The sequence below is a fragment of the Xanthomonas citri pv. citri genome (assembly GCF_000961215.1).
GTDB lineage: Bacteria > Pseudomonadota > Gammaproteobacteria > Xanthomonadales > Xanthomonadaceae > Xanthomonas > Xanthomonas cissicola.
In genome coordinates this window covers 2,478,834-2,491,273 of record NZ_CP008998.1, presented here as the reverse complement: position 1 = coordinate 2,491,273, position 12,440 = coordinate 2,478,834, and the positions used below count along the sequence as shown (strand labels likewise).

9 protein-coding genes, 1 other RNA gene and 1 pseudogene are annotated in these 12,440 nt (G+C 63.5%); 6 read left to right on the top strand and 5 right to left on the bottom strand.

Annotated features, from left to right (window positions below; all coding sequences use genetic code 11):
- Positions 1–38: 38 nt before the first annotated feature.
- A complete protein-coding gene (locus AMD14_RS11345; RefSeq protein WP_011051362.1) occupies positions 39–2,774 on the bottom strand; it encodes a S8 family serine peptidase in 2,736 nt (911 codons plus the stop codon).
- Positions 2,775–3,873: 1,099 nt separating this feature from the next.
- Here AMD14_RS11345 and AMD14_RS11335 point away from each other — a divergent pair.
- The 3 genes from AMD14_RS11335 to AMD14_RS11325 all read left to right on the top strand — a co-directional run bounded on the left by AMD14_RS11335 (position 3,874) and on the right by AMD14_RS11325 (position 6,094).
- Positions 3,874–4,149, top strand: coding sequence for a hypothetical protein (locus AMD14_RS11335; protein WP_005916037.1), 276 nt, complete (start codon positions 3,874–3,876; stop codon positions 4,147–4,149).
- Positions 4,150–4,370: 221 nt separating this feature from the next.
- Positions 4,371–5,393, top strand: coding sequence for a sensor histidine kinase (locus AMD14_RS11330; RefSeq protein WP_015463191.1), 1,023 nt, complete (start codon positions 4,371–4,373; stop codon positions 5,391–5,393).
- Entirely contained in the window at positions 5,390–6,094 is a 705-nt protein-coding gene (locus AMD14_RS11325; protein WP_015463190.1) for a LytR/AlgR family response regulator transcription factor, read from the top strand. Before AMD14_RS11330 ends, AMD14_RS11325 begins: the two co-directional genes overlap by 4 nt.
- Positions 6,095–6,113: 19 nt before the next feature.
- Here the strand turns inward: AMD14_RS11325 and AMD14_RS23350 are convergent.
- Together AMD14_RS23350 and AMD14_RS11320 are read right to left on the bottom strand one after the other, a co-directional pair.
- Positions 6,114–6,190: non-coding RNA, sX9 sRNA (locus AMD14_RS23350), on the bottom strand.
- A gap of 49 nt (positions 6,191–6,239) precedes the next feature.
- Positions 6,240–7,613, bottom strand: coding sequence for a serine hydrolase domain-containing protein (locus AMD14_RS11320; RefSeq protein ID WP_011051358.1), 1,374 nt, complete (start codon positions 7,611–7,613; stop codon positions 6,240–6,242).
- A gap of 404 nt (positions 7,614–8,017) precedes the next feature.
- On the opposite strand from AMD14_RS11320, the gene AMD14_RS11315 reads away from it, so the two are divergent.
- The 3 genes and pseudogenes from AMD14_RS11315 (at position 8,018) to AMD14_RS25555 (ending at position 11,019) form a co-directional block, all read left to right on the top strand.
- Positions 8,018–8,434 carry a hypothetical protein gene (locus tag AMD14_RS11315; protein ID WP_005916026.1) on the top strand — a complete coding sequence of 139 codons (417 nt, stop codon included), beginning with the start codon at positions 8,018–8,020 and terminating at the stop codon, positions 8,432–8,434.
- Positions 8,431–9,744 carry a PQQ-dependent sugar dehydrogenase gene (locus AMD14_RS11310; protein WP_011051357.1) on the top strand — a complete coding sequence of 438 codons (1,314 nt, stop codon included), beginning with the start codon at positions 8,431–8,433 and terminating at the stop codon, positions 9,742–9,744. The genes AMD14_RS11315 and AMD14_RS11310 overlap by 4 nt, the downstream gene beginning before the upstream one ends.
- Before the next feature lie 242 nt (positions 9,745–9,986).
- Positions 9,987–11,019 (top strand): annotated as a pseudogene (locus AMD14_RS25555) (Gfo/Idh/MocA family protein).
- 324 nt (positions 11,020–11,343) lie between these two features.
- On the opposite strand, the gene AMD14_RS11295 reads toward AMD14_RS25555, so the two are convergent.
- A complete protein-coding gene (locus tag AMD14_RS11295) occupies positions 11,344–11,622 on the bottom strand; it encodes a hypothetical protein (protein ID WP_005916019.1) in 279 nt (92 codons plus the stop codon).
- A gap of 138 nt (positions 11,623–11,760) precedes the next feature.
- Complete coding sequence (locus AMD14_RS11290) at positions 11,761–12,183, bottom strand: YqaA family protein (RefSeq protein ID WP_011051354.1); 423 nt, start codon at positions 12,181–12,183, stop codon at positions 11,761–11,763.
- Positions 12,184–12,440 lie beyond the last annotated feature (257 nt).

The following is a 12,440-nucleotide window of genomic DNA, read 5'->3' as shown; positions in this document are numbered from 1 at the left end:
CACGTGCGTCACCTGCAGCACCGCTGCATCGGCTGCGATCAGAACTGCCAGCGCAGGCCGACGTTGGCATTGATGCTGTTGGTGTCCGAACGACCGCGCTCGGCACCCACGTTGCCGTAGATGGAGAACGCATCGTTGAGCTGGTAACGCAGGCCGACCGAGGCGCGCAGCGACTGCTTGGACACCGGCTCGCCGGCGACATTGAAACGCGCTTCCGGCAAGCCGGTGAACCACGCCGAGAAGTCGGAATTCGGGTTGCCCAGCAGCGAGCGATACGCCACCAGACCATCGAAGCCCCATTTGCCGCGTGCCAGATGGCCACGCACACCCACCTCGCCATAGCCTGCGCGCAGGGTGTCGCTGTTCGCGCTCAAGCCCAGACCCGTGACCGAGGCTTCGCTGAAGGCATCCTGGGTCTGGCTCACCACACCGGCGGCCACGAACGGCGACAACCCGGCCTGCGGCATCAGGCCGATTTCCGCGCGTGCCGACCAGTTGGTGTCGTGGCGACGGTCCTGCAGGCGCTCGCCGATGCTGCCGGCCTGCACGTTGCGCTCGGTTTCGACGTTGCTCATGCCGTACGAACCGGTCGCCGACAGATACGCCCGGCCGATCGGCTGGTACAGGTAGGCGGTCATCGCATACCGGTCCGAGCGCAGTCGGCTCGAAGACGCCGCGATGTGCGCACGGTCCTGGCCGGAGGTCACGGCCGCACCGACGATGGTGCCGGCGTTGCCCATCGGCAGATCCACGCCGAAGGTGGTGGCCTGCTGGGTGTAATCGGCCGAATCGAAACCGCTACGGCCCAGATCGCCGTCCAGGTAGCTGCCCTGCATCCAGGTGGTCAGCGTGGTGGTATCGGCCAGGTAGGGCAGGCGGTCGGCGGCGACACGTGCGTCGTTGAGCGCAGACTGGAAGCCCAGCGTACGCTCGATGCCGTGCACCTGGCCGGTCAGGGTCGGCAGCGATGCAGCAACCTGCGCATCGGATGCTGCAATCAGCGAACCGGTGGCGCTGATCAGGCCGCCCAGGTTGTCGGTGTCGCCCGAGGCGACCCGCGTATCCAGCACCTTGACCAGCGCGTCGGCCTGGTTCGCACCGTTGACCACCGACTGCGGCGCACCGGCCGCCTGTGCGCTGGCCGCGGAGGCATTGCGGGTCAGGGTCGCGGTGACGGTGGTCGGGTCGTAAGACAGTGCCGCGGTCCAGAAGAAATTGTTGGCGTACTGCACGCGGTCGAACGTGCCTTGCAGGACGCCCGCCTTGACGATCTTCTCGGTGCTGCCGACGGTGTAGCCGGCCGCCTCCGGCAGCAACAGCAGATTGCCCTTCAGGCTGGCCTGGCCGGTGACGGCGAGGCCTTTGCCCAGTTCGATGGCCGTGGTGCCGGTCGCGTTGACCAGGCTGTAGTTGCCGTTGACGACACCGCCGCGCGATTCGAAGGTGGCCGAATTGGCCACCAGAAGATCCGAACGCAGGCTGCCGGTGAGCGACAGCACGCCATCCTGAATCGTGGTGCCGCCGCTATAGGTATTGGTGCCGCTCAGGGTGAGCTTGCCTGCGCCGCTCTTGGTCAGGCTGCCCGCGCCGGAGATGTCGTTGCTGAAGGTGCTGTCGTAGCCAGCGGTCACATTGGCCGCCCAGTTGCTTGCGAACTGGCCCGGGCCCTTGATCGCCTTGGCCGCATTGACCAGGCCCCAGCCGTACAGCGCGTCCACGCCCGGGTCGCCCAGGTCGGTGGCGGTGGTCAGCAGGGTTTGCTGCAGGTTGGAAGCGCTCATCCACGGATACACGCCCAGCACCTGCGCAGCGACACCGCTGACGGCGGCGGTGGAGAACGAGGTGCCGGCAATCTGGCCCTGCAATTCGGTGCCGGCCAGGGCCGGGGCGGTATAGCTGCCCGGCGCGACCAGGCACCACTGCGCAGCGGCGCCGCAATGATTGGAATAGCTGGTCAGGCCGGCGGCATTGCCGGCGCTATCGATATTGATCGCACCGACGGCCAGCCAGTTGTTGCGCACGCTGGCTTCCTGCACCGGCGTTGCGGCCGGGTAGGAGGCTTCTGCCGCCCCTTCGTTGCCAGTGGAGGCCACGATCAGCGCATCGGCCTGCACCAACGGGGTCAGTGCGTACTTCCAGGCCAGCGCAGCGTTGGCACTGGCGGCGGCATCGGGGTAGGAGGCACCGATGGAAAGGTTGGCGATCCGCACGCCGGCCGCGGCCAGGTCCACCGCCGCGCGACGGGTCTGCTGCGTGCCGCAGGAATTTTCGGCGCAGATGCGCGCGTAGAACAGGTCCGCATCCGGCGCGACGCCACCGGCAAAGCCGTCCTGCGCGGAGCCCAGCACCAGCGCAGACACAATCGTGCCATGGCCGCGCAGGGCATTGGCCGACGATTCGGGCGTGCCCGGGCTGGCGGTGTAATCGTTGAAGCTGTCGACCTTGCCGCTGATCGGCGCGTAGCTCGGCACCAGGTTGTCGTCCAGCACCGCCAGCTTCACGCCCTGGCCACGCGCGCCAGCCTGCTGCGCCAGATCCGCATTGGTCGGCACCAGCAGATTGCTGCCCACGCCCTGGTAGCGTGGCGGGGCCGGCGTCGGTGCGGGTGCGGGCGCGGGCAGCGGATCCGCTGCCGGCGGCGGGGTCGTCGGTGTCGGTGCGATCACGGTGGTCTGCGGCGCGTCGCTACGGACGTTGCCGCCACCGCCACCGCCGCCGCAGGCGGTCAGGATGAGGCAAGAGGCGATGGTGGTTGCGAGTAGCGAGCGATTCATTGGTTTGTCGATTCCAGTTTATTGAGTGCGCCGCTACTGCTGGTGATTCAAATTTGGCGCAGAAGGTCCCCGCGCCGACGATCGCCAGCGAAGGCGTTAATTTCACGCGTTATTCATTCTCGACCGCCGCGCCTTCGTTCCTACGGAATGCGCTCGCGGAGCATCGGATATTGCGTTCGGCATTAGCCGAGTGCTTGCGGATTGTTTAACGGCGCTGTCCACGTTCTCTAAAATGTGAATGGACAGTTGCTATTCAGAGAAAATTCGCGCACATAGGCTCTGCCGATTTAATCCATAGCCAAAACGAATTAGGAGTGCACTGGCAGGTCAGTTCGCAGATTGGTGTGGGAGCGTACTCAACAATAAGGCATCACAAATCTCGGGGGGCGGCTATCCTAAATGCGACTGCGGTCTTCGTGAATCAGGGAATGGCATCAGCGTTGTCAGTGAAATCACTACGCTGGTAGCGAATTCAAGCGCAGGTTAGCGGATCTAACGGACTCTAGCGCTGCGCCTTCGCGGCGAGATTGCTGGCCGCAAAATTATACTAATTTGCTCATTTCCCTTTTTTGTTTCATTCAATATATTTCTGGGAATATACCAAGCGAGGTCAGGTGCAGACGCCCATTGTGCGTAATCCGGTGCGTTAGGCGGGTCAAATTCACCAGTTCGCCACTCTGATTAAAGATCGGGCGGGAATTTCAAATAAAGCGAGCAGCTGTAGGTCGTTGATATTTCAGACGGAGACGCAGCTGAATGGCGCGTATTTTTTTCCACGTGTGGATTTAAATTCCGACACGCGCAGGTCCATTCCCCGACGGCAGACTGGATCAAACGCCAGCGATGGCGCTTGCCGTTATGGGCTGGGAGCGCATCGCCTGCCGCTGCGCGGCTGCGTCCGGTGTCGCCGTTCGGCGCACGCTGGCGGCCGAGTGTTGCCTCGCCCCATCGCGGTTCTACATCACGCAAGGCCGATCGCCGCAGCGCTACCTGTGCCGGCGCCAGGTTGCGACACTCGCTGCAGCGCGGGTTGCGATCGTGTAAACGGTTCAAAGTGTGCTGCTGCCACCCGGGCCGATCGTCGTTATGCTCGATGCGGATGAGCACCACATCGCCCGAGGATCTGCTGACGATGGAAGGCACGCTGCATGGCATTGCCTATGCCGTGGTGGCCCGTCAGCTCGAGCGCCAGCGCGTGGTCCTGGATACCTTGCAGGTAGGCGGGCAGTCGGTGCCGTTGCTGGGCTCGCCCACCTTCGGTTCGCTGCAGGCCGCCGTGGACATCGGCAGCAAACTGGCCGAGCAATACATCGGCGAATTGCTGAAGAAGCAAACGCGCCCGCGCTCGACCTCGCCCAATCACGTACAGGGTTAGCGCGCAAACGCCAGCATACGGCGACTGCGTTGGCGACCGGTTTGACCGGCGCTGCGGTGAGCAACGCATCGGCAGTCATCCACCTCGTGCAATCGCCTTCACTCGGCCCTATTCTCGGCCTCGGCCTCGGCATCAGCGGCAATGCGTCGCTGGCATGCCGGACAGAGATGAGGCCGCGTGACAGAGACAAGGAAAGACCCGGCATGCGTGGAGTAGGGCCCATGTTCTGGCTGATGCAGACGTTGGGCTGGTCGCTGTTCCTGGCGATTGCCTACGTGGCTCGGCCCAGCGAGGACGCGGTGCCCGATGGGCTGCAGTTGGCCGCAGTGGCTGGCTTTAGCGTGGGCGGGTTGTTGGGCAGCCTGCTGCTGCGCCGGCTCTATCGAACGCTGCAAGCCGATGGCTATGGCCAAGTGCGTTGGCTGGGCCTGTTGCTGGTTGCCAGCCTGCTGGCGGCGCTGGGCGTGGATGTGTCGGTCCACAGCGTGCTGCTGGGCTTGCGCGGATTCTCGCCGGGGTGGATGGCGCTGTCCGAGGCGCAGCCGATGATCTCGGGCACGGCCTTGCTATGGCCGGCCTACATCGCCTGGAGCCTGCTGTACCTGTCGATCAGCAGACAGACGCGGCTAGCCGAAGCGACCCGCCACCAGAACGATCTGCGGCTGGCGCTCAAGGAGGCGCAGTTGCAACGTCTGCTCGGCCATATCAGCCCGCATTTCACCTTCAACACGCTCAACAATATTCGAGCGCTCATCCTCATCGATCCAGCGCTGGCACGCGAACAGATCACCCGCTTTGCCGGCACGCTGCGCTACCAGTTCACCGGCGGCGAAGAAGCCCTGGTGAGCGTGGACGAAGAAATGGGGGTCGTGCGCGACTACCTGGGCTTGGTCGGCATGCAACTCGGCAAGCGCCTGCGCTATGCCGAACAAGTGGACGCAGCCGCATTGCTGCGACGGGTGCCACGATTCTGTGTGCAACTGCTGGTGGAAAACGCGATCAAGCACGGCCTGGGACTCAGCAGCAGCGTTGGCGACCTGCAGGTAGGCATTGCGGTGCAAGATGATGCGCTGCATCTCCGTGTGCGTAACAGCGGGCGATTGCAAGCCGGCTGCAGCGGAGGCACGGGTCTTGCGAATCTGCGGCAACGCCTGCGGCTCTCGTTCGGATCACGTGCCGGTCTGGAATTACATGAAGAAGGCACGTGGGTGGTGGCACATGTATGGATTGGAGAAGGCGCGTGATTGAAGCGGTGATCGTGGAAGATTCTGAGCTGGCCCGCTTCGAACTGGAGCACCAGCTCAAGGGCTACCCGCAGCTGCGTGTGCTGGGCCACGCCGATGATGTGGACAGTGCGGTGCAGTTGATCGAATCGGCTACGCCGGAGGTGGTCTTTCTGGATATCGACCTTCCCGGCGGCAACGCGTTCGATGTGCTGGAGCGCCTGAGCCGGGTACCGCGCATCATCTTCACCACCGCCTTCGACGCGCATGCGCTCAAGGCGTTCGGTTACAACACGGTGGACTACCTGCTCAAGCCAATCGAACCGCAGCGGCTTGCCCAGGCGATCGAGAAACTAGGCGACGCGGTTGCCACCCCCCCGGTGCGGCGCGCGATGGACAGTGCCATCTTCATCAAGGACGGCGAGCACTGCTTCCTGGTCAAGCCGCGTGATGTGCGGTTGATCGAGGCGGTCGGCAACTACAGCCGGGTGTACTTCCAGAACCATGCGCCATTGCTGTACCGGCCGCTCGGCGCGATTGAAACGCAACTGGCGCCGGACAAATTCTTCCGCGCCAGCCGCAAGTACATCGTCAATCTCGACTTCGTGGAGCAGGTCGCACCGTGGAGCAACGGTGGCCTGATGCTGACCCTGCGCGGTGGGCTGGAAGTGGACGTGTCCCGCCGCCAGAGCGTGCGCTTCAGAGAGCTGCTTAGCCTTTAGCGTCCAGCCGCTTCTCAGTGGCTGGCAAACGTAACTGCCAGTGCCCAGCTAAGGGTGGATGGCGCACAGGAACCACCGAGCATGCGTGTGGCATATGCGGACTCCGGGCACCGGTTACGCCGGAGGACAGCTGTGCACTGGTTTGTCAGTTGCCCTTGTTCGATTCGCGGGTGCCGCTGCTGTCACCCATCAAGCGATCGTGCATTGTCATGACTGCCTTGCCATCGCCGCCGTTCTTGAAGCTCAACGCATCCAGGCTCTCGCCCAGGTAGTAACGGCCGTCGGCATGCGGCAGCACTGCAACCGGGTCTTCTCCCTCGCGCTGCAGTTGCAGTGCGCCGTCCACTTCTGCAAGCACGCGTACATCGTCTGCAGCAAAGTGGTAACGGCCCAGCCATGCGCGGTCCTGGCTGCGCAGTGCAACCGTCGCCGCATAGGCATGCCCGGCGGCGATGGCGGCCAGACGCACGCTCAGGTTGGTCGGATCCAGGAACTCGGCATTGGTCAACACGGTCACGAAGACGTCCGGCTGTCTCACGCGCACCACATAGCTGTTGAAGCCGTTGATGAAGCCGCCATGCTCTACGTCGGCCATGCCGTTTACCTGGCCGATGATCCAGCCGAAGCCGTAGGGCGAGGCGCTGCCATCGGCCAACGTGGTCTTGCGCATCGCTTGCGCCAGCAGCGATGCCGACACCGGCAAGCCGTCGCGCAATGCGCGGTGCCAGATCGCCAGATCGTCCACCGTGCTGATCAGACCGCCCGCGCCTTGCGGCTGCGACATGCTGATGAAGTCCGCGTTCTGCAATTGGCCCTGGGCGCGGCGATAGCCATGCGCCCGCTTGGCGATCACGGTGAGATGGTTATCGTAGCGGGTATGCAGCATGCCCAACGGCTGGAAGACCGACCGCTGCATGTAGAAGGGGTAGGGCTGAGCGGTGATGCGTTCGATCAGATAGGTCAGCACGATGTAGTTGGAGTTGCTGTAACGAAAGCGCGTGCCCGCAGCGAACTCCAGCGGCAGGTCCTTGAAGTAGTTCATCAGGCTCCGCGCATCGGTGTCCTCCCGCCGCGCCGCGCGCGAGGCGGCGATGCTGCTGACATTCTTGATGCCGGAGGTATGCGTGAGCAGCTGCTGCACGGTGACCTTGGCGAGCGGGCCGCTCAGCGCCGGGTCCAGCGACTCCAAGCAGGCATCCAGTTGCAACCTGCCCGCCTGCACCAGCTGCAGGACCGCCAAGGCGGTGAACTGCTTGCTGACCGAGGCCAGTCGCAATGCCGCGTCCGGTTGCATGGCCACGCCATTTTCGATGTCCGCCATGCCGTAGGCCTGGCGCAGCAGTACCTGATCAGCGCGCGTCACCAGCACCACGCCGCCGGGCTGGCTGTCCTTGAAAAACGCCGCGGCCTCGCGCGCCAATTCGACCGTGGCTGATGCCGGCGGTGTGGTCTCCGTCGCGCGGACCGTGCCAGCCATGCTCAGCGCGGTGGCCAGCAGCATCATCGCAATTGTCTTCATAAACCTGCTCCTTCAGTGGATGGAGCGCAGCTTGGGAGCGGAGCCGCGCAGCGCCCAGCGATGCATGACGTGCGGTCGGGACGGGCATCGAACGGTCGTTGGAGCGGATGAGCAGGCGCCGTGAGCGGAGGTCTGCGCTGCACGTGGCCGGGCATCGCGTGTTGTCAGGGTGTGGGCGCTACAGGTGCGTGCGGTGCACCCCTGCATGCTGCCGCTGTCCTGCCAACAGGCTGCCCAGGGATCGAACGCGACAACAGGAGCAGCCCTGCGTTCGTGCGATAGGCACAAGGCAGCGCCAGCTACCGTCATCTGCAGGCGCATGAATCGCGCAAATATCACGCCGCTCATCACATGCAAGCTGTCAGCATCGGGGCACGTTTCGCCATTGCCCCAATGAGTCCGCTATGAATTCAACGACCGTTCCGGCCCGTCCATGGGCCGTCCACCCATTCCACGCAGCCGTGCTCGGCGGTGTGTGGCCGCTGTTTCTCGGCGCGTTGCTGAGCGATTACGCCTACTGGAGCAGCTATCAGATCCAGTGGAGCAACTTCGCGTCCTGGCTGTTGGTCGGCGCGATGGTATTGACCACGATCGCGCTGGTATGCGCCATCGTCGCGCTTGTGCGCGGAAGCCGTAACCTGATCTACATCATTGCGCTGATCGCTGCGTGGATCGTGGGCTTTTTCGACGCCTTGCATCATGCCCGCGACGCATGGGCCGTCATGCCGGCAGCCCTGGCGCTGTCCGCGATTGCGACGTTGTTCGCGTTGGTTGCGACCTGGGCAGGATTGTCCGGTCTACGTGTAGGAGGTGCACGATGAAGCGTCAGGCCACCAGCCTCATCACCGTCTCCATTCTTGCTGCAGCGCTGGCCGCGTGCGGCAAGGCACCGGAGGTCAGTCAGCGCGGCGCAACGCCGGAACTACCGGAGCCGGATCGCGGTCTGCTGCCCGACATGAAGATTGCCGAGCCAACCGCCTGGAATGAGCGCAAGCCCACGGTGCTGGCAGGCTATCGCATCGCCGCGATCGCCAAGGATCTGGGCATTCCGCGCCAGACACTGGTGTTGCCCAACGGCGACATCCTGGTGGCAGAAGGCCGTGGCGGCGGCGCGCCGAACCTCAAGCCAAAGGATGTCATTGCCGGTGCGATCAAGGCCAAGGGTACCTCCAAGGCCAAGAGCGGCAATCGCTTGACCTTGCTGCGCGATGCAGATGGCGATGGCACCTACGAATTGAAAACGGTGTTCGCCGACAAGCTCAACGCGCCCTATGGGCTGGCGCTGATTGGCAACGCGCTGTACGTGGCGAACCAGGATGCGTTGGTGCGCTTCGACTATCGCGAGGGCCAGACCCAGGCGAGTGGGGCGCCCACCAAAGTGACCGACCTGCCGTCGGCCATCAATCACCATTGGACCAAGGCGCTCACTGCCAGCGCCGACGGCCGCTATCTGTATGTGGCCATCGGCTCCAACAGCAACATCACCGAACGCGGCATGGCGGTCGAGCTCGATCGCGCGCAGATCTGGCAGGTAGATGCCGCGACCGGCGCGCACAAGCCGTACGCGACCGGTATCCGCAATCCCACGGCGCTGGCCATCCAGCCCGGTAGCGGTGCGTTGTGGGCAGTGGTCAACGAGCGCGACGAAATCGGCCCCAATCTGGTGCCGGACTACCTCACCTCGGTGCGCGAAGGCGGTTTCTACGGTTGGCCCTACAGCTATTGGGGCAAGAACGTGGACACGCGCGTCATGCCGCAAGATCCGCAGAAGGTGGCATCGGCGATCGTGCCTGACTATGCCCTGGGCTCGCATGTCGCCGCACTTGGCGTTGCGTTTTCCTCCAGCGCGATGGGCGCCAAGTTCGCCGATGGTGTCTTCGTCGGCGAGCACGGCAGCTGGAACCGCGATCCGCCGGTTGGCTACAAGGTCGTGTTCGTGCCGTTCCGCGACGGTCGCCCGGCAGGCGACCCGATCGACTTCGTTTCCGGCTTCCATGGCGAAGATGGCAAGACCCGCGGCCGGCCGGTCGGTGTCACGGTCGACCCGCGTGGTGCGTTGATCGTTGCCGATGATCTGGCCAACATCGTCTGGCGCATCACACCAGACACTACGGCCGCTGCGCCGCAGTAGGCGGGACCAGCCGTGCAGGGACGATCCCGGTGTGCACGCTCGGGGATCGTCGCTGCAGTCGGTAACCTTGGTTGCTGCTTCCAACAGGTCACGATGTCGATTTCATGCATCGTCATACCTTGAGGTACTAGGCGCTCGCGCAGGCATCGATGGCCTGTAAGCAACGCATCCTCGGTGCTTCGTCGTTGACATCATCGGCACTTTGCTAGCATCGCAACATCACCGATGCAGAGCACATCATCATGCTGCCGACGACATTCCCGACGCCGGATTTGTTCTTGCCAGGCCACGGCGAACCTGTATTGCGCTGGGGTGTGCTGGGGCCTGGCAAGATCGCATCCGCATTCGTCGATGCCTTGCGTCGCAATACCCGCCAATGTCCATTCGCGGTAGCCTCGCGCAGCCGCGAACGTGCGCAGACGTTCGCCGACACCTGGGCGATGGAACACGCTTACGACAGCTACGAGGCGCTCGTCCGCCACCCGGACGTCGACATCGTCTACATTGCGACCCCACACAGCGAACATCTGGAACATGGCCTGCTCGCACTTCGCGCGGGCAAGCATGTCCTGATCGAAAAACCCATGACCACCTGCGCGCAGGATGCCCGCATCCTGGTGCAGGAAGCGCGCGCGCGGACTGTTCCTGATGGAGGCCATGTGGAGCCGTTATCTTCCACACATCTCGGTAGTGCGCAAGCTGCTGGCCGATGGAGCGTTGGGCGAAGTCCGGCACGTGTTCGCAGACCTGAGTCAATCGGGGCCTCGCGATCCATTGCATCGGCAACGCAACGCAGCACTGGGTGGCGGTGCGTTACTCGACCTGGGCGTCTACACCGTGCAGTTTTCCTCAATGGTGTTGGGCGCGCCCAGCGCAATCACGGCCGTGGGCGCGCTCACCGAAACCGGTGTCGATGCCTATTCGACCGTGGTGCTGTCGCATGGCGGGCACGCGCAATCCACCCTGATCAGTTCCATCGTGGCCCGTAGCAGCTCCACCGCCTATGTCACCGGTAGCGCTGGCCGTATCGATCTGGCAGGCGATTTCCATAACCCGACCACGCTACGTCTGGTCGGCAACGACTACGCCACCGAGCCACTGCTCTGGACCGACCCCACCGGCGTTAGTGGTTATCGCGCGCTCTCCTGGCAAGCCACTGCGGCTGCTCGCTATATCGGCCAGGGCCTAATGGAATCGCCGCTGCACCCGCTCGACGAGATCGTACAGATCACGACGACATTGGACGTGGCGCGGTCGCAGCTAGGGATGGTGTAGGGCCGTAACCCGCTGCGCCGACGCATGGGGCAGGGCGGCCATCTATCCAGGAACCCGCTGCCCTTCGGAGACAGGATTGAAGCGAGCATCTCCGACCAATGCGTAATGCTCTGCACGCATGCATCGGCTGTTTCTTCCAAGAAAATTGTAGAACGGCCTGTGATTATTCTCGTGCGACAAGCATGAATCTTTCGTCCGAGAGAGCGTCTCGCGCATGTCCCGCATGTCAAGATCATGAAAAGGCGCCCCCACCAAAACAGGGGCGCCAGTCCAGTTGCACGTTCCAGTGAGCCAGCGTTACGGGGCAAGCAAATGGCGCCGAAGTTATTGCGGTAGATCGCACTTGAGTTTGCCGTCGACGTAATACGGCTTGGGAACATCCGGATTCTTGCTGGTCTTCTCGAACACCACTTCAAACGAGCCCAGATCCGGCGTGCCGTTACGCGATGTGCAGGCCTCCTGCAATTTCTTCTTCACCGCCGCGATGCCCGCATCGCGATTGGCGCCTTCGGCGCTGTTGGTCAGGTTGGCAACCTCGGCGTAGGCGATCGAGCTTGACGCCATCAGGCAACCAGCCAGGATCATCGTCTGTCGCTGTTTCATACAATCTCCTTTGTCGTGCCGCTCATGCGCTGCAGCTACCCCGCAGCGCCGACAGCATAGGTGGTTTGCGTTAAGCGCTCGTGGGCACCGGAATCCGGCGCTTTCAGGTCAGGCAGCATCTGCAAAGGCAGCCAGTCATCAGGCAACCGCAAGGGTCGCCCATGCAACCACGGCATAACGCGTGGTCTTGGCAACGACCAGCAACGGCACCACCGCACGCAGCGGCTCGTGCATGACCCCGGCAGCCAGCGTGAGCGGGTCGCCGATGACCGGCATCCAGCTCAGTAGCAGCGACCACTTGCCATACCTGCGGTACCAGGCTTGCGCACGCAGCAAGGCGTCGGGCTTGATGGGGAACCACCGGCGCCCCTGGAAACGCACCGCCTCCCGCCCGATCCACCAATTGATCAACGACCCCAGGACGTTGCCGAGGCTTGCAACCACCACCAGGCCAACCGCGGAACCGCCGTCCAGCAGCAATGCCACCAGCACGGCCTCCGATTGCGCCGGCAGCAGGGTAGCGGCAATCAGCGACACGACAAAGAGCGAGAAATAGGTCAAGGGCAGCCTTGGGAAAAAGTCGGTGACAGCAGCATGATACGAATCAAGCCCAATCTTGATTGATCGCGTGTTTGTGAGCGGCCAAGGCAGGTCGACAACGCGCTGAGATGGTCGTGTGTTACCTGTTTCGACAGGGGGGCCACGGCGCCTCTGCACGCGATCTTCAAAGACGCCATCCCGATGCCATCACCGATCAGGCAGCAGGCGCACCGCGGCTGTTTGCTGAGGCCGATGTGCCCTGGTCAGGCCATCCGCAG